The organism is Streptomyces odonnellii, from assembly GCF_000981895.1.
In the GTDB taxonomy this organism is placed as follows: Bacteria; Actinomycetota; Actinomycetes; order Streptomycetales; family Streptomycetaceae; genus Streptomyces; species Streptomyces odonnellii.
In genome coordinates, this window is the sequence record NZ_LATD01000203.1 from 1 (window position 1) to 17,219 (window position 17,219).

Genomic DNA, 17,219 nt, shown 5'->3' on the forward strand with positions numbered 1-17,219 from the left:
GCCCTCGCCGCCAAGGTACGCACCCTCGCGCCCACCATGACCCGCTCCATGCAGCTCGTCGCCGAGGCCGTCGCCGGGGACCCGGCCGGCTGCGCCGCGCTCACGGTCACCGGGCTCGCCGAGCTGACCGGTACGAGCGAGGCCACCGTCGTCCGCACGGCCCGTCTCCTCGGCTACCCCGGCTACCGCGATCTGCGCCTCGCCCTCGCCGGTCTCGCCGCACAGCAGCAGTCGGGGCGCGCGCCCGCCGTCACCGCGGACATAGCCGTCGACGACCCGATCGCCGATGTGGTCGCCAAGCTCGCCTACGACGAGCAGCAGACCCTCGCCGACACCGCCGCCGCCCTCGACACCGTCCAGCTCGGCGCGGTCGTCGCGGCTGCCGCCGCAGCCCGCCGGATCGACATCTACGGCGTCGGCGCCTCCGCCCTCGTCGGCATGGACCTGGCGCAGAAGCTGCTCCGTATCGGCCTGATCGCACACGCCCACTCCGACCCGCACCTCGCCGTCACCAACGCCGTCCAGCTCCGGGCCGGCGATGTGGCGATCGCCATCACCCACTCCGGCTCCACCGGCGATGTCATCGAGCCGCTCAGGGTCGCCTTCGACCGGGGCGCGACGACGGTCGCGATCACCGGCCGCCCGGACGGCCCGGTCTCGCAGTACGCCGACCATGTGCTGACGACCTCCACCGCCCGCGAGAGCGAGCTGCGTCCGGCCGCGATGTCGAGCCGTACGAGTCAACTCCTCGTTGTCGACTGCCTGTTCATAGGGGTGGCGCAGCGTACGTACGAGACGGCCGCGCCCGCGCTCTCCGCGTCGTACGAGGCACTCGCGCACCGGCACAGCCCTCGCGGCACCACTCGCTGATCCGCCCCGGCCGGCGTTGGGCACCCGCACCCGCACCGGTAACACCCAGCAGAAAAGAGCCGCTTCTCCATGACCTCCCAGCACGGCGAGCACAACGGCACGCAGCACAACGGCGCTCAGCGCAACGCCAATCAGCACGGCGACAATCAGCACGGCGACGGGCGCGAGGAGTACGGGGAACTCCGCGCCCAGCTCGACACCCTCACCACCGAGGCCTTCCGTCCCGAACTGGCCGAGATCGACCAGCTCCCGACCCTCGACATCGCCCGCATCATGAACGGCGAGGACACCACTGTGCCCGCTGCCGTCGCCGCCCAGCTCCCCCGTATCGCCGCCGCCATCGACGCCACCGCCGAGCGCGCGGCCCGCGGCGGCCGGCTGATCTACGCGGGAGCGGGTACGGCGGGACGCCTCGGCGTCCTCGACGCCAGCGAGTGCCCGCCCACCTTCAACACCGACCCGGAGGACGTGGTCGGACTGATCGCGGGCGGCCCAGGAGCCATGGTCACCTCCGTCGAGGGCGCCGAGGACTCCAAGGAGCTGGCCGCCGCCGATCTGACCGCCCTGAAGCTCGCCGCGGCCGACACGGTCGTCGGGATCTCCGCCTCGGGCCGCACCCCGTACGCGGTCGGCGCGGTCGAGCACGCCCGCTCCCTGGGAGCGCTCACCATCGGCCTCTCCTGCAACGAGGGCAGCGCGCTCGCCGCGGCGGCCGAGCACGGTATCGAGGTCGTCGTCGGCCCCGAACTGCTCACCGGTTCCACCCGCCTCAAGGCCGGTACGGCACAGAAGCTCGTCCTCAACATGATCTCGACGATCACCATGATCCGGCTCGGCAAGACATACGGAAACCTGATGGTCGACGTCCGCGCCTCCAACGACAAGCTGCGGGCGCGCTCCCGCCGTATCGTCTCGCTCGCCACCGGCGCCCCGGACGACCGGATCGAGAGCGCTCTCAGGACCACCGACGGCGAGGTGAAGAACGCCATCCTCACCATCCTGGGCTCCGTCGACGGCCCCACCGCGGCCGCGCTACTGGCCGACTCCCAGGGGCACTTGCGCGCGGCGCTGAAGGCGGCGGCGCTGGAGGCCGGCACACAGGGGGCCGCCGGCGCGCGCTGATCCCTCCACGAGCCACCCCCTCCACGTTATGTATCCGTTTCGCCACACAGAGTGGCCACGGATGGCTAGCCTGACCAGACACAGCAGACAAACGCCGCCATGCGTTCTGGAAGGGCCCCATGTCTCAGAATCTCAAGCCGCTCGACCCGACGTCGTCGCCGCGCGCCATGCTCGGCGCGGAACTCAGGCATCACCGCGAGAAAAAGGGCATGTCCCAGAACGAGTTAGGCAAACCGCTCTTCGTCAGCGGCGCGCTCATCGGGATGCTGGAGATCGGCGTCCGCAAGATGCAGCCCGAGTTCGCGGCCAAGTTCGACGAGATCTTCGGTACGGAGGACTTCTTCTTGCGCAACTGCGAGGTGCTGAAGAAGTCGCAGTATCCGGACCACTTCGCGGAAGCGGCGGAGGCCGAGGCGACAGCGGTGATGATCAAGCAGTACGCGCCGCTGCTGATTCCGGGTTTGTTGCAGACAGAGGCGTACGCGAGGGCTGTCTTCCGCGCGTACAACCCGACGGCAACGGAAGAGGAGATCGACGAACTGGTGAAGGCGCGGCTACAACGCGCCAAGTTGCTGGCACACCCCACCCTTCCCACGGTCTGGGTGGTGCTGGACGAGGCCGCCCTGCGCCGGGCGGTCGGCGGGTCGGCGGTCATGGCCGAAGCCCTCAGGCACATCACCGGCCTCATGCGCAGGCACCGGATCATCGTCCAGGTGCTGTCCTTTGGCGCGGGAGCGCACGCGGCCATGGGCGGTGCCCTCAAGCTGATGGAGTTCGACGACGCCCCTCGGCTCGCCTATCTCGACGGGCTGGCATCGGGCCAACTCCTGGACGATCCGGCAGCGGTCAGGCGCTATGTCCTGGCCTACGATCTCCTTGGGGCCAGCGCACTGTCACCGGAAGCTTCCTTGGCCCTGATGGAATCAGTGGCGGAGGATTACGCGCATGAAGATCAGCAGCCATGAGCACGACCTGAGTGGCGCGTCCTGGCACAAATCCAGCTACAGCGACGGAAGCGGGGGCAACTGCCTCGAAGCGGCCCGGGACTTCCCCGGCGCGGCGACCTGGCGCAAGTCCTCGTACAGCGGAGGCAGCGGCGGCAACTGCCTGGAGATAGGTGCCTGGCACAAGTCTTCGCACAGCGACGGCAGCGGAGGCGACTGCCTGGAGGTCGCCCGCGGCCTCACCGGCATCGTCCCCGTCCGGGACTCCAAGATCCCCACCGGGCCCGTTCTCACCTTCCCGGCAAAGACCTGGGCCGTCTTCATCAGCCAGGTCAAGGCTGAACAGACCGCATAAAGCCCGGCGCTCGCGACCGCACCACGATCGCCGGAGACGGCTGAGCCGCCGCCTCCGGCGTCCTCGCCTATCGTGGGAAGCGTGCTGGAGTGGACCGACCATGATGTGGACGGGCTCCTGGTCCGCGAGGCCCGTGACCCCACGGTGCCCGAGCGCGGCCGGGTACTGATGGTGCCCGGCGCCATGCACGGCTGGTGGGCGTACGAGCGGTGGATGCCGGTGTTCGCGGAGGCGGGCTGGACGCCGCTGGCGATGTCGCTGTCGAACCACACGGGCTCCCGGTCCCTGCCGGACACGGAGTTCCTGGCGTACACCCCCGGTGACTACGCGGCCGAGGTACGTACGGTCCTGCTCACCCTCTTCCCCGATCTCGACCCGGACCTGAGGCCGCCCGTCCTGCTCGGCCACAGCATGGGTGGCCTGGTGACGCAACTGGTGGCCGAGGCGTACGTACCGTATGCCCTCGTCCTGGTCTCGACCGCGGGTCCCGGGCAGCTCGGCGCGACGCGGGCGGGGGAGTTTCCGGCGGACCGCCCGGTGACGTACGGGCGGGACGAGATCCAGGAGATGTGGTTCCGCCATATCTCCGGGGAGGACCTCGATCATCTGATGGGGCTGCTGACCCCCGAGTCCCCCGCCGTCCTGAACCGCCTCAGGAACGGCACCGTCACCATCGACCCCAGCACCATCCGCTGCCCGGTCCTGGCGGTGGGGCCGGAGAACGACCGCGCGCCGGTCCATGACATCCGTACCGTCGCCGAACTCCTCGGCGCGACGCCGGTCCTGGTCCCCAACACCGGCCACGACATGATGCTCGAATCCCCGGGTCTCCCGGCCGCCTCCACCATCACCGCCTGGCTCAACACCCTTCCTGGGCAAGGGCAGTGAGTGATCCGGCCTGGGCAAGGGCAGTGATCAGGTCCCTTCCCGGGCAGGGGCAGTGATCAGGGACGCCGCTCGTTCCGCGATGGCGTAGACGGCCGGCATGGGGTTGGCCGCGGGCACGAACGGCATGACGGACGCGTCCGCCACTCGGAGGCCGGTGATTCCATGGACGCGGAGTTGCGGGTCGACGACCGACATCACGTCCGTGCCGATGCGTGCCGTGCCGGCATAGTGCCAATAGGACGAGTAACTGTCGACGATGTAGGAGCGCAGTTCCCTTTCCGTGGTCATTTCCGGGCCGGGGCCGACCTCTCGTAGCCGCCACGGCTCAAGTACCCGTGCCGCGCCGATTTTCTGTGCGATCCGCAGGGCGGTGAGCATACCGTCGAGATCATGGGGGTCGCTGAAATAACCCGGCTCGATCACGGGCGGGGAATCCGGCTCCGGATCGGCCAGCCTGACGGTTCCCCGGCTTTTCGGTGTCATCAGCGCGAAGCCGATCGAATAGCTGTTCTCCGGCCTTTTCCCCGGCGGAATGATGCGGCCATTGCTGGCGATCATGAATTGGATGTTCGGGCGCTCCTGGTCAGCGTAGCCGGGAATGGGAGCGGTGATGATCCCGCTCAATTCCGCGTGATTGCTCACACCGGCCGGGACCGGTCGCGCCGCTTCGTAGCCGACACCGGAAAGGGTGTGGTCACTCAGATTCTCGCCGACGCCCGGAAGATTGAGGACCGGGCGGACGCCGACGGACCGCAGATGGGATTCGGGGCCGATCCCGGAGAGCAGAAGGAGCTGGGCGCTGCCGACGGTGCCCGCGGTGAGGACGGTTTCCCTGGTGCAGCGCGCGGTGTTGCCCCGGCCCCCGGCTCCGTACTCGATGCCGGTGCATCGCCCGTCCTCGACCAGGACCCGGCCGACCAGCGCGTCCGTGACGACCGTCAGGTTCCGCCGTGCCCGGACGGCGGGGGTCAGATAGGCGTCGGCGGCGGTGATCCGCCTTCCGTCCCTGATGGTCACGTCGTGCCAGCCGAAACCCTCCTCGAAACCGCTGCTGGGGTCGGCGGCCTGGGGCAGGCCCACTTCGCGGGTCGCGTCGAGCAGCGCGGCCGCGACGGGGTTGTGCGTGGCGACGGTCCGTACGGTGACGGGCCCGGCGGTGCCCCGTACCGCGGAATCCCGGTCGGGCGCGGTCTCGGACCGTTTGAAAAAGGGGAGGAGGTCGTCGAATCCCCAGCCCTCGGCACCGGCGTCGGCCCAGGCGTCATAGCCGCTGCGATGGCCCCGGATGAACACCATGACATTGATATCGGTCGAGCCGCCCAGCCCTTTTCCCCGTGGAAAGGGAATGGACCGTTTTGTGATCTCGTCGATTACGAAGTCACCCCAGTCGCTGGAACTCCCGAGCAGGGTGGGCCACACCTGTGGCGTACGCGCCCCTTCGGGCAGCTCTCCGGAACCCGCCTCGACCAGCAGCACGCGCACCCCGGGATTCTCGGAGAGCCGCGCCGCCAGCACACACCCGGCTGTTCCGCCGCCGGCGACGACGTACTCGTACTCCGTCTCGTGCCCGTATCCCGCCTGCCCCACCACGAGAATCGCCCGCCTCACTTCCGAGGTCCGGTCCGTGATTTCCAGCGTAGGCGCGCGCCGGAACACCCGCATGCCGGTGCTGACCGGGCGTCCGTGGGGACTGGCCGCCGTGGGGAGCGGTCTTGAGGACCGGCCGTGGGGACCGAGTGGGCCGGACCGGCCGTGGGGACCGAATGGGCCGGACCGGCCGTGGGGACCGAGTGGGCGGGGTGGTCAGGACGTTGCGGCTCGTTCCGCCGCGCTGCGTTCCACGCACAGCTCGTTGCCCTCGGGGTCCCCCAACACTCCAATCTAGCGGTTCTGGAGTGCGGGCATGGTGGCATCGACGCTGGTCAGGGACGGTAGCGGGAACCCTTCGCTCTCCCCCGGGGGTATGACCAGTACACCCCGAAACCCTCTCGCGGGCACGGTGTTCGAGACCGAGACCCTGCGGGGTGTCCGGTGCGTACGCCTGTCCGTCTTTACCGACGAGACCACCAGCCCCGAGCGGCAGCGCGAGGCCGACGACATAGCAGCGGCAGCACTCGGCATCGATTTCGGCGAGGGTGACCGGCTACGCGAAGCCGTGGACCTTGACGTGAGCGCTTCCGCGTTCGGCCCGTTCGACCGTCCGCAGCTCGGCGGGTGGCTCGCGCGCCCCGATGACTTTGACGCACTGGTGTGGTGGCGCTTTGACCGCGCTATCCGGTCCATGGCGCACATGCACGAGCTTGCGAAGTGGGCGAAGCAGCACCGAAAGATGCTCGTCTTTGCCGAGGGCATCGGCGGGGGTCGGCTGGTGTTCGACTTCCGCAACCCCATGGACCCCATGAGCGAACTCATGATGCTCATGTTGGCTTTCGCCGCTCAGGTCGAGTCGCAGAGCATCAAAGACCGCGTTACCGGCGCCATGGCTGCCATCCGGAAAATGACGCTCCGTTGGCGCGGCTCACGTCCCCCGTACGGCTACATGCCCGCCCCCATGCCCAAGGAACACGGCGGTATCGGTTGGACGCTCGTTCCGGACCCTGACGCGGTAAGGGTCATTGAGCGGATCGTGCGGGAGTTGCTGGAGGGCAAGACCGCTTCTGCCGTGGCTGTGGGGCTCAATGAGGACCGGGTGCCGAGTCCGCGTGATCACTGGGCTGTGAAGCAGAACCGTGCAAAGGGCGGACGGCCCGGCGGTAAGTCCGGACTCACGAAGGACGCGTTCAAGTGGAACCCGGCGGTCATCACGCGGATGCTGCGTAACGAAACGCTGCTCGGCTGGAAGATGCACAACGGCAAGCCCGTCCGGGACGCCGACGGCAACCCGATCATGAGCACCGAGACGCCGATCATGACCCGTGAGGAGTTCGACCGCATCGGCGCACTGCTCGACTCCCGCAGCATCGAAAACGGGGACCGCAAGGACACCGACGCGCTGCTACTGCGCGTCATCCACTGTGCAAACTGCGGGGGCCGCATGTACCTGAACAAGCAAGAGGGCAAGCACCCGACGTACAAGTGCAACAGCCATGCACGGGGGGATCTCTGCGAGGCCCCATCAAACGTTCGCGGCGACTGGGCAGACGAATACGTAACCTCTGAGTTCCTGCGACTGGTCGGCTCCGTCCAGACGACACACGTAGTCGAGATCCCCGGCTACGACCCCGAGCCCGAGCTACGCGCCACCCTCGCCGAGTTCGAGGAACATCAGCAGCAGAAGGGGCGCCAGAAGTCCAAGCACGCGGCGAACGCGTGGCAGGAACGGGCGGACGCGTTGGACAACCGCATAGCCGAGTTGGAGTCCCGTGAAAAGGTCGAGCCCCAACGCGTCGTCACACCGACCGGTCGCACGTTCGCGGACGAGTGGGCGGAGAAGGACACCGCGGGCCGACGAGCCATGCTGACGGAAGCGGGGGTGCGGCTGGACGTGCGGCGCGGTGCGCGGGGAGGATGGCGCAAGCTCGACGTACGGCGCGTCACGTTCACCATGTCCGGTGAGCTGGACCCCGCCGCAGAAGCGCTTGCGGGAGAGGCGACCGAGCTTGAATCCGAATCACGCGGAGACTCCCCGACCCCGGGCGCGAGTGTGCGTCTGATCGCCCCCGCAGCAGCAGCCGAACGGGTGCCCGTCGCCGCATGAGCCCCCGATAGTCTCGCCATGCCCCGCACCAACATGGAGCGTGCGGGGTAGGGCTGGGCATGGCAGGTTCCAAGAGCCCGAAAATGCAGTACGACCAGCCCGACCGGCCCCGGTAGTCCCTCGCGGACCGCCGGGGCTGTTTCATGTTTCACGTCTCGCTCAACGGCCGCCAGAAGCCCCCGGCGGTTCCTAGGCTCGTCCCATGGATGACCTGACAGACAACGACGTGCGCGAGATCCTGCGGCCCCATCGGGACGGGGGCCCGATCAGTCGTCTGTACGCAACCGGCGAGATCGCAGAAGAGACCGTGCCCACCCTCGGCGTGCTCTCGTCCAAGCTGGACGACAAGGGCGAGCACGAGACCGCGGAACGGGTGGCGGACGTGATCAGCTACGCGAACAGTGTGGGCGAGCGTCCGCCCGTGAACGGCTGGACGAGCAAGGTGTGAGCCGCGTAGCACGCAGTGCCCCGGTAGGTCCCTGGTGGACCCGCCGGGGCTTTCTGCTGCCCGCCCTCGGCCCCCGCCGGCTCGTCCTCGGCCGACCGGCACAACAGCGGGGCGAGGGGTGGCGGAGTGACGGTTTACACCACTTTTTTAGAACACGTAGAAAAAATAGAAGAGAAGAGAGACCGGACCACCGTTCGGCACAACGCCACGGCTTAGCACTCCGGGAAACCCCCGCTCTCCCTTACGGATTGGAAGGGGATCGGAGACGGCCCCGCAAAGCCCCCTCGGGGCTCGGGAAACCTCCGCCCTCCCTTAATACCGAGAGGGAGAACAGCCCGACTGTCCGAAAGGCCGCGGGAAACCTTCGCTCTCCCGACGATTCCGAGAGCGGGATTACCGCGCACCCACCCAACACGGGGGCAGTCGGCGGACTGAGTGCCCGACTCTCGGAACAAGCGTTGCCCATGCACCACGCACCCGCGAGGGTGGCCGCAGGGGTCGTGAGGCAACGCGCGGGGACCGCACCGCCCATGAGTAACCGTCCCTTGACCGGGGGCGCCGAAAGGGGTTGTCGCGCGTGCGGTCCCCACCGAGTCCGGCCCCGTGCCGGACGTGCAAGCCCGCTGACCCAACGGTTAGAGGTGCGCGGTACCGGCCCCCTCGGGGGAGATCCGTACTCACTCCGCAGAGTTCCCCGGTTCGAGTCCGGGGGCGGGCTCTAGTCCACGTCGTGTGACCCCTGCACTGGGGCACACAACGTTGATCCCTCGCTGTCCACCAGGACAGTGCGGCTGTACGCCTCCCATTGGAGGCCGAGACCGCACACGGAGCAACGACCAGCGAAACGGCGGTAGCCCGGTGCGGGCTCGGACGGGTTGTCGGTTGAAGTCATCCAATCAACGTATGACACGGCACTGACAGGGGGCGCACATGCGCTGTATCGACTGCACCGAGCCCGCTACACACCGCGGACGCTGCAAAACACACCACGGCGCGTACGAGGGGCGGCCGAGCGTCCGTTCCCGACGAGCACGCGGCAGGCGACGGGCGAACCGCCGGGACGCTGCTGCGAGGCTCCGCCGGCGAGTACAGGAACGGGGCTCGGCCTGGTGCGACTGGTGCTTGGGCGACTTCCCCTCGGACGGGGTGGACGTGGACCATGTGCGCCCGTTGTCGCTCGGTGGCGAGGACGTAGACGGGAATGTTCAGGTGTTGTGTCACGGGTGCCACCAGCTCAAGACTGCGACGGAGTTCAGAGCTCTGTAGTACTCCGCTCTAGCGAGTGGTAAACCATGCCGTCAGCCCGAAGCCGGCACACGTCACCAGCAGGGTCACGAGCCCGGGAGGGATCCGCTGGACGGTCATGCGAAATCCTCTTACACGGATGTCCAGCTCTGGTGCATTGTGGTCCGCTGCCATGAGGCGCCCTCTCCGTTGGTTGCGCAACAAGTAACTGCACGGCCCGCTCGCGAATCGGACGAGTGCTGTGCTCGTCCGACTTCCACCCACAGGCTGTTAGAGCCGGTTGGCGTTGCCGGGACTCGGACGCTAGCGAATTCGAAGAGCCCCTGAGAAGTGGAAAAGTGATGCCTTCCGCGTGCTTTCTTTTACCGATGTCGCTATTTAGCGGGGCAAAAGCCGCCCAGCCCACCTTGGCCGGAGGCCCCTGTGCATAGGAGGCCCCGCACCTTGCTCAGGTCTCCGGCCGCCCGGAGCATCGCCACCGGGATGTGAGCCATGCCACGAGTCCGCTTCCCGTGGCCGTGGCGAGAACTGCCACCAGCCATCCGGGAACGCTCTGAACGATCAAGTGCAGCCCGCCACAACGGAGTTCGAATGCAGGACACGTATCGGTACCGGCACCTGATTTGGGCATGGCGACCCCCTTGGAGAGATGAGCGATGTCTTTCACGGCGCTATTGCTGCTGCGGCGCTCATTCTCCCGATGTAGGACCCAAAGTGCAAAGTATGCGAAATTGTCAAATCGCATATCTGTCAAACTGCGAATTCTCAGGATGGGCGGACCAATGGAGGCCCCTTGCCCCGCAAGCCCCGCCCCCCGTGCTCTGTCCCCGGGTGCCCCGAACTGACCACGGGCGGACGCTGTGCGGCCCATGAGCAGGAAGCGACCGCGCAGCGTGTAACACCGGGGACGAGCGCGTATGGGCGCTTGTGGCCGCGTATCCGCCGCGCGTACCTGTACGCGAACCCGTGGTGTGTGCTGTGCGGTCGTGGCGCATCGGTTGCCGACCATTTCCCGCAGTCGCGAAAGCAGTTGATCGCACAAGGTGTCGTGAATCCGGATGCTGCGAAGCATCTGCGTCCGCTGTGCACGTCGTGCCATAACCGCGAGACTGCACGTAAACAGCCTGGTGGATTTGCTGCGGAGGCTCGTTCGCGTCGTGAATCGGGCGAGCGTCCGCCTTTCTGACCAGGGCGGGTGCCCCCTTCTCCTCCCGAGAATCACCGAGCGATACGGCGTGTCTGCGCACCGCATCCCCGTGTCCCGCAGTGACCAGGGCTGGGGGGTGTACCTCACGGACCGCGAGCCCGACCAGGCCCCGCCCGCCCGTCTGTCCTTTACCGCCCTCGCCCACTCCGCGACGTACCGCCAAGCCGCGTGATCATACGCCCCGCCATGCCCCCCAACTCGGGGGTACGGCGGGGGTTTCGTCGTCTTCGGATCGGCTCGCCCGCGGGCACATCTGCAACGCTCCGCACGTTGTGTCAAGAGGCCCGTGGGTATCAGTTATTGGGAGTCCCGGCGGGCATACCGTTGCGTAGAGGGAAGGGCCCACGATGACGACAGAGCTAGCAAAGAACGTCAAGAAGCACCGACGCCGCAGGGGATGGAGCCAGGAACGCCTAGCAGACGAAACCGAGTTGTCCATTCAGACGATTCGGAAGATCGAACAAGGCGGGGACGTGCGAACGGACACCCTGCACATGGTTGCGCGGGGTCTCCAGGTCACCACAGCCGAACTGTTCGTTGCCGACTCGCCTGCCCCGGTGGTCGGGGATGAGGCGTCCCGCCGGAATCTGGTCGAACTCCGTAAGGCTCTGATGCCTCCGGTAGGGCTGGAAGCCCCTGTGATCCTGGCAGCCGAAACCGTGGACGTTCCTGATCTCAACCAGCGCATTGAAGACGTACACGCGCTGTACTGGGCCGACCGGTACGACTCCGTAGCGCGGCAGCTCCCGGCCCTACTCAAAGCAACAGAAGTTGCCGCCGCGACTGCCGAAGGCGACCAAGACCAGCAGGATGCGGTCAAGGCTCGCACGGTCTCGCTGTTGCTCGCGGGCAAGTACCTCACGCAGGTGAGACAGTACGACTTGGCGTATCACGCTCTCGCAGAATCCATCCGGCTCGCGCGCGAAACCGACCAGCCGTTGACCGCCGGTACAGGAATCGTGGGCATGTGCTGGTTGCTGCTGCGGCAAGACAGGTTCGATGAAAGTGAAGCGCTCGCCCTACAGACCGCCGAAGCGATGGAACCCCGCATGTCGTCAGCCAAGCCGGCCGAGCTTGCCGTGTGGGGTGAGCTGTGGCTACGCGTCGCGTCCGCCACGGTGCGCAACAACAGGCCCGATGACGCTGCGGTCGCCCGACGCATGGCGGGCACTGCGGCAAGCGCGCTCGCGTCCGAACACAACAGCTTCCCGAATCACTGGGGTGGCTTCGGCCCCATTACTGCCGAGATGAAGGCTGTGGAAGACCTTGCGCTAGATGGGGATGCACGCGGGGTACTGCGAAGGGCGGACGAGGGGCTTCTAGGGAGCAAGGCGCTAAAGGCTCTGGGGAAGCCGACCGCGCCGAACTGGGGTCGTCACCGGCTGGACGTGGCACAGGCTCACACGAAACTGGGCTCTCACCAGGACGCCATGTCGGAACTGGTGGGGCTCCGTGAGAGCAATGGTGCGTGGCTCCGACACCAGCCGCTCGCCCGGTACATCATGGCCGATGTGCTCAAGTCCCGTAAGCGGACGCTCACTGCTGAGATGCGCGGCATGGCTTCCTACCTGGGGGTTTTCTGAGAGCTACCATGCTTCGCAGTAGTTAGCCGACTACGTTCCGCAAACTACCGTGTTTGTGCCGTAGTTTGACTGGCCGTCACACCCTTAAGTTCATGGCCTACCCCCTCGTACCCGGAAGCACGGGAGACCAGGCCATGAACCGCAGCTCCACCGACCGGCGACGCCGACGCAACCTGTATGACGCGTCCGCGGGGTGGTGGCCTATCACCCGAGGCACGAGCCACGGAAAAAAATCGACGACGCCGAGCACTCCGCAGAAGCCCGGGGCGTCGAAATGAATGCGCTTCCGGCCGTTGGTTCCCTGCTCGTGGACACCGCACAGGACCGGCTCGGCGAGTTCCGCGGCGAGTGGTGCGGGCAGTGGTCGCTACGGCCCGTGGGTGGTGGAAGGGAATGGTCCGTCGCCCCCGAGAATGTGCGTCCCGCGACGGGCGAACGGCGCTTACCCCAGACCAACGCGCGAAGTCGGGGCGAGCTGTTGTGAAGATCCCGACTTTCCTGCCGATTCGGCTTGCCGCCTCCGACGCTGCCGCTCTGCTCCGGACCCTCCCCGTAGGAAGGGAGGACGGATGAGCGTCACCCTCCCGTCTGGCATCCTCCACCCCGACGTGTCTGGCACGGCCGAGCCGGCGAGCACTGACGACGGCAACCGCTGGACGTGGGGCGCGTGTTGGGGCTGGTGCGAGCGGGAGCAGACGCGCGTTCTGTGGCTCGGACCGGCGCAGACAACCGGGCACATTGTTGCTGATCTCTACTACTGCGGGCCGTGCATCGACCGGCTGCATCAACGGATCGTTGCCCGTGGGCGTGGAACTCTGCCCAGCCAGACCCCGCCCCCCGAGCCCGCTGAGCGGCTGCCGCAACGTACCGGTCCCCGGCACCGGGCACCGCGGCGAATGTTCCGGCGGTCCCTCGAACTCCCGCCCTGGTCGTAATCACGGTTCCCCCGGCGACCAGGGCGGGTCACCCTCCACGGTGATCGCCCGGCTCACATGTCTTCCCCTTGTACTGCGTGGCTGACCCCACGGTGCAAGGGGTTGTCCTACCCCATCGCACACAGGGAGGAGGAACAACGCATGTTGCAGGAGTACACGACACAGGACACGGCGAGGGACGACGACCCCATTGCCATCCCTTCGGTCATCGTCCTGGGAGACGCTGCCACGCTGACGCGCGGTAGCGACCAGGACAGCACCGAGTCGAAGCAGAACCCGTACGACTGATCGATGCGCGGCGGCGGCCTCCGGCAGGAGAAGTTTCCAGGGGGCCGCCGCTCCGGTTCCTTGCGGATGAGGTGTTGAGTTGAAAGAACGCAAAGCGCGATGGTTCGGCGGAAGCACACCGGGCAGCCGACCCGCCGCAATTCCGGTTGGTGCACGCTTGCTCTGGAGCAATCCCGCCCTGTGGGTCTCTGGCAACCCGGAACCGGGGCATGTAAGAACGTTGGAACTCGGGAATGCAAGGCTTGCCGTACTCGGCCCTTGCTCCGCTTCGCAGCAGGATCTTTTCCGCGCCCTGTCGTGCCCCAATCTTGGAGCCATAGCCGGTTCGTGGGCCGGTTCTCACACGGTGGTGCGCACAAGGGGGCACGGTGTCGTTGAAGTCCTCGCCGACGCGGCCGGAGCCTCCCCCCTCTATACGGTGAACGTTCCCGGTGGCGTTGTGTGGGGGACGAGTTCGCTCGCGCTTTCCCCGCTGACCGGTCGAAGCGTCGATACAGAGTGGCTTGCCGCCTTCCTGCGAGAGAAGCACGCGCCCGCGCCCGGTCGAAGTGCATGGGCGGGGGTAAAGCCTGTACCTGCTGGTTCCTTACTGGCACTGGACGCCTCTGGGGGAGCATCGCTTTCCCCGTGGTGGACCCCCGTAAGGCGCACGCTCGACGACGCGTCGGCAGCACTTCGGCGCGCGCTCGGTGAGGGGGTCCGCGCCCGTGTGGAAGGGGCAGCGACGACCACTGACCTTGCGGGCATGGACTCAACCACGCTGGCACTGTTGGCTGCACAGTACGGGCCGGTCACTGGCATAACGCTGTACCCCGAAGGGGCGACGCACGGCGGAGACCTTGAATACGCCCGAGCCCTGACCGTCCCCCACCTGGACCGCGCATATTTCCCGCTCGGCGTCCGCCATCTGCCCTTCACCGCAACCGACGTGCCGCTACCCGCCACAGACGAGCCCGCCCCGTCTACTCCTGTTTGGTCGATGTTTTCGGCTCAGCTCCGGCTGTTGGCTGCCGCAGGTTCCGGCTGCCACTTGACGGGGGACGGTGGGGACAATCTGTTTCTGTCTGCCCCCATCCATCTTGCACGCCTTGCCCGCACTGGCCATTGGTTGCGGATGTTCGGGGATGCGATGGACTGGGCGCGGCTACGTAGACAGAGCCCCCGCCCGCTGATCTCTGCGGCCTTCCGAGGTGATGCGGCGCGCATCGGTCGCACGGTACGGACCCGGCCCATATGGTTGAACGTTCCCGTGCCGGCTGTGGCCATTCCCGCAGGCGTAGACGCAGATGCGGCGTTCGTCGCATCACTCCGGACCGTGGCACGGTCCGCCTACGCCGAAATTCAGCTCGCGGACTCACTCGGCGTTGCGCTCCATAATCCGTATTTTGACGGGGCTGTTCTTGACGCCGTGGTCTCGGCATCTGCCGAACAAAGATTCTCCGCACGGCGATATAAGCCCCTGCTTGCCGACACATTCGCTGATCTGTTGCCCGAGGCACACCGCAAACGAGCTGCCAAAGGGGTGTTCGTCGGCGACTTCCACCAGGGGCTACGCGTCAACTTGCGGCGTGTTCTCGGTCTCGCGGACGGGCGCCTAGCGTCCCTCGGCATAATCAATCCCGAGCCCCTGCGCGCCACGATGCACGCGGCAGCGCTCGGCGCACGGACGGTTTGGCCTCCACTGTTGTCCGCCCTCGCTGCCGAGGCATGGCTAGAGGCAGTCGAGGGCGCACCGGGCACTGAATGGAAAGAGCCCGCAACGGCTCCGGCGGGTGCGGAATGAGCCGTGACAACGTCGTGGCCGCGCTCACCGACCATGCCTGTGTATTGATTAACTACGACACAGGCCACACCGAGTTGCGCCCCGCTTCCGAGACTGCCGCGAACATGGGCGCGATCGTCGTACGACTCCGGGAAGCTGTTCTGTCATGGGGAACCGTCGAACAGTCGGCAGTCCTGCCGGACCCCGTGTCCATCCCGCTGCGATGGCGCCTTGGTGCCGTGCCGGTCGTACTCTTCACTGCTGCGGCTTGGGCAGCCGGCTCGCGCCGTGGCCGGTTCTCCCGACTCGTACGGCTGGCATGTGCGGGGCACGACTTGCCCCCGGCCACGGAGTGTCAGGCTCGGTACGCTGTGCGTGCGGTTCGCTGGGCCGCTCGGCTGATGCCGATGCGCTGGGCGTGCATGGAGGATTCGACGGCTGCCGCTCTCTTGCTGACGGTGGCCCGACGCCGAGGGGAATGGCGGCATGGCGTAGCCACCGACCCGATAAGGCTGCACGCCTGGATTGCTGACCCGGAAGGGGGACCCGTCGAAGAATCACCGGACACCGCTCTGTATACCCCCACCTACACACCCGATGGACCCGGCCCGGCAAGGGTTAAAAGAGGAGTACGACCGTGAGTGAGCCGCACATTCTCCTGGCCGGCGAGGGCCTTGCCCTGGGGATGCCTCGCCAAGACAAGCTGCCCGAGTACCACAGGTGGGAGAACGACGCCCGAACCATCCTCGGGTACGGCAACCAATGGGCGCAGCCCTGGGAGGTTCGCGCCGCCGGATACGAGCGGCAGAGGGGCAACGAGCGTTTCCAACAGTTCGAGGTGGTGCGGCTGGAGGACCAAGCAGCCGTAGGGATGACGATCCTTGAAGTCAACACATACGTCCGTACGGCGGAATTCGTGATCGTGCTTGCCCCGGAAGAGCGAGGCAAGGGGTACGCCACGGAAGCGGCCCGGCTGACACTTGATTGGGCGTTCCATCTCGCGGCCTTGCGTATGGTGTGGCTCAAGGTGCTGGAGCCCAACCGGGCCGGGATCGCTTCCTATGAAAAGGCAGGGTTCCGCCTGTCTGGCCGACTGCGGCAGTCCGGGTACTGGCTCGGGCAGCCCGTTGACGAGCTGCTGATGGACGCGTTGCCCGAGGACTTTCCCGGAACGTCCGCCGTAACTGCCGCTCTCGGCGGCTAACCCTGTAGACGCTCACGAGCGTGCCCCGTTCGCTGATCTGCGGGCGGGGCTCCGCTTTCTCACCCTTGAAACAAACAAGCTTGGCCCGACGTGCAACGAGTGCTGTACAACGCCGCCGCGGGCTAGTCGCCCTCGCCCGCGGGCTCGCTCGGCGCTGCAACGTATGTTCCGCGACCGGGGACGGTGTAGACGAGTCCTTGTTCCCGCAACACCGCGAGAGCGGAGCGTGCCGTGTTCCGCGCGACCCCGTACCGCTCCACTAGCGCTTTCTCGGACGGAAGCGGACGACCAGGGGTCAATTCTCCCCGCTCGATCTCTGCGACCAGGTCGGCAGCGATCTGCCGGTAAGGGGGCTCTGGTGCCCTGGGGTCAATTTCGCGCGCAGCCATGAAGCGAAGCGTAGACAACAGGCCAACCCACGGTTGCAGCCTAGACAGGGTTGAACACGCCTAGACGGACCTATACAGGTTGGCCTACCGTCGGACATGGAAACGCCCCGACGAACCGCGTAGGACCGGTTCGCCGAGGCTCCGCCGAAACAGCTAATGGGAGCTGAAACGACATGCGCGACTCTATCGTCCAAGCCCTGGTGTGGGTGCTCCGTCTGGTGCTGCCAGCTCGGGGACACCACAGCAAGACCGCCCCGCCCACCCCCGAGCCCGTGACCGAGG

The 17,219-nt window shown here is 67.0% G+C and carries 16 protein-coding genes; 14 read left to right on the plus strand and 2 right to left on the minus strand.

What is annotated here, in order from left to right:
• The 5 genes from WH07_RS19625 to WH07_RS19645 form a co-directional block, all read left to right on the plus strand.
• The coding region (locus WH07_RS19625; RefSeq protein WP_046501532.1) for a MurR/RpiR family transcriptional regulator at positions 1-870 on the plus strand (870 nt) is incomplete at its 5' end.
• A gap of 69 nt (positions 871-939) precedes the next feature.
• Entirely contained in the window at positions 940-1,992 is a 1,053-nt protein-coding gene (murQ, locus tag WH07_RS19630; protein WP_079023364.1) for an N-acetylmuramic acid 6-phosphate etherase, read from the plus strand.
• 119 nt (positions 1,993-2,111) lie between these two features.
• Positions 2,112-2,957 (plus strand): helix-turn-helix domain-containing protein, encoded by an 846-nt coding sequence (locus tag WH07_RS19635; RefSeq protein WP_046501534.1) that lies wholly within the window; start codon positions 2,112-2,114, stop codon positions 2,955-2,957.
• Entirely contained in the window at positions 2,938-3,291 is a 354-nt protein-coding gene (locus tag WH07_RS19640) for a DUF397 domain-containing protein (RefSeq protein WP_046501536.1), read from the plus strand. Before WH07_RS19635 ends, WH07_RS19640 begins: the two co-directional genes overlap by 20 nt.
• Positions 3,292-3,372: 81 nt before the next feature.
• Positions 3,373-4,179 (plus strand): alpha/beta hydrolase, encoded by an 807-nt coding sequence (locus WH07_RS19645; protein WP_157877386.1) that lies wholly within the window; start codon positions 3,373-3,375, stop codon positions 4,177-4,179.
• A 27-nt stretch (positions 4,180-4,206) separates the two neighbouring features.
• Here WH07_RS19645 and WH07_RS19650 read toward each other — a convergent pair whose 3' ends face one another.
• On the minus strand, positions 4,207-5,787 hold the full coding sequence (locus WH07_RS19650) for a GMC family oxidoreductase (RefSeq protein ID WP_232788974.1): 1,581 nt from the start codon (positions 5,785-5,787) through the stop codon (positions 4,207-4,209).
• A 355-nt stretch (positions 5,788-6,142) separates the two neighbouring features.
• Here WH07_RS19650 and WH07_RS19655 point away from each other — a divergent pair, with 355 nt between their 5' ends.
• The 9 genes from WH07_RS19655 to WH07_RS19685 all read left to right on the plus strand — a co-directional run bounded on the left by WH07_RS19655 (position 6,143) and on the right by WH07_RS19685 (position 16,548).
• Positions 6,143-7,876 (plus strand): recombinase family protein, encoded by a 1,734-nt coding sequence (locus WH07_RS19655; protein WP_046501542.1) that lies wholly within the window; start codon positions 6,143-6,145, stop codon positions 7,874-7,876.
• A 202-nt stretch (positions 7,877-8,078) separates the two neighbouring features.
• Positions 8,079-8,324: a hypothetical protein gene (locus WH07_RS19660; protein ID WP_046501544.1), complete on the plus strand. Its 246-nt coding sequence runs from the start codon at positions 8,079-8,081 to the stop codon at positions 8,322-8,324.
• A gap of 930 nt (positions 8,325-9,254) precedes the next feature.
• Positions 9,255-9,590 carry an HNH endonuclease gene (locus tag WH07_RS19665; protein WP_046501547.1) on the plus strand — a complete coding sequence of 112 codons (336 nt, stop codon included), beginning with the start codon at positions 9,255-9,257 and terminating at the stop codon, positions 9,588-9,590.
• 1,235 nt (positions 9,591-10,825) lie between these two features.
• On the plus strand, positions 10,826-10,948 hold the full coding sequence (locus WH07_RS41775; RefSeq protein WP_269801377.1) for a hypothetical protein: 123 nt from the start codon (positions 10,826-10,828) through the stop codon (positions 10,946-10,948).
• A 175-nt stretch (positions 10,949-11,123) separates the two neighbouring features.
• On the plus strand, positions 11,124-12,359 hold the full coding sequence (locus WH07_RS19675) for a helix-turn-helix transcriptional regulator (protein WP_046501551.1): 1,236 nt from the start codon (positions 11,124-11,126) through the stop codon (positions 12,357-12,359).
• A gap of 1,076 nt (positions 12,360-13,435) precedes the next feature.
• On the plus strand, positions 13,436-13,582 hold the full coding sequence (locus WH07_RS38945) for an albusnodin family lasso peptide (RefSeq protein ID WP_106409626.1): 147 nt from the start codon (positions 13,436-13,438) through the stop codon (positions 13,580-13,582).
• Positions 13,583-13,661: 79 nt separating this feature from the next.
• On the plus strand, positions 13,662-15,365 hold the full coding sequence (locus tag WH07_RS37775) for an albusnodin/ikarugamycin family macrolactam cyclase (RefSeq protein WP_079023367.1): 1,704 nt from the start codon (positions 13,662-13,664) through the stop codon (positions 15,363-15,365).
• Positions 15,366-15,469: 104 nt separating this feature from the next.
• A complete protein-coding gene (locus tag WH07_RS37780; protein WP_232788977.1) occupies positions 15,470-15,985 on the plus strand; it encodes a lasso peptide biosynthesis B2 protein in 516 nt (171 codons plus the stop codon).
• Entirely contained in the window at positions 15,982-16,548 is a 567-nt protein-coding gene (locus WH07_RS19685; protein ID WP_232788976.1) for a GNAT family N-acetyltransferase, read from the plus strand. The genes WH07_RS37780 and WH07_RS19685 overlap by 4 nt, the downstream gene beginning before the upstream one ends.
• Before the next feature lie 122 nt (positions 16,549-16,670).
• On the opposite strand, the gene WH07_RS37785 is transcribed toward WH07_RS19685, so the two are convergent.
• On the minus strand, positions 16,671-16,937 hold the full coding sequence (locus WH07_RS37785) for a GntR family transcriptional regulator (protein ID WP_198533841.1): 267 nt from the start codon (positions 16,935-16,937) through the stop codon (positions 16,671-16,673).
• Positions 16,938-17,219: the final 282 nt, after the last annotated feature.

Coding starts and splice junctions, on each gene's coding strand:
- WH07_RS19665 (WP_046501547.1), top strand. CDS start 9,255: ATGCGCTGTATCGACTGCACCGAGCCCGCTACACACCGCGGACGCTGC.
- WH07_RS19640 (WP_046501536.1), top strand. CDS start 2,938: ATGAAGATCAGCAGCCATGAGCACGACCTGAGTGGCGCGTCCTGGCAC.
- WH07_RS19655 (WP_046501542.1), top strand. CDS start 6,143: ATGACCAGTACACCCCGAAACCCTCTCGCGGGCACGGTGTTCGAGACC.
- WH07_RS19635 (WP_046501534.1), top strand. CDS start 2,112: ATGTCTCAGAATCTCAAGCCGCTCGACCCGACGTCGTCGCCGCGCGCC.
- WH07_RS38945 (WP_106409626.1), top strand. CDS start 13,436: ATGTTGCAGGAGTACACGACACAGGACACGGCGAGGGACGACGACCCC.
- WH07_RS19660 (WP_046501544.1), top strand. CDS start 8,079: ATGGATGACCTGACAGACAACGACGTGCGCGAGATCCTGCGGCCCCAT.
- WH07_RS37780 (WP_232788977.1), top strand. CDS start 15,470: ATGGGCGCGATCGTCGTACGACTCCGGGAAGCTGTTCTGTCATGGGGA.
- WH07_RS19675 (WP_046501551.1), top strand. CDS start 11,124: ATGACGACAGAGCTAGCAAAGAACGTCAAGAAGCACCGACGCCGCAGG.
- WH07_RS37785 (WP_198533841.1), bottom strand. CDS start 16,937: ATGGCTGCGCGCGAAATTGACCCCAGGGCACCAGAGCCCCCTTACCGG.
- murQ (WP_079023364.1), top strand. CDS start 940: ATGACCTCCCAGCACGGCGAGCACAACGGCACGCAGCACAACGGCGCT.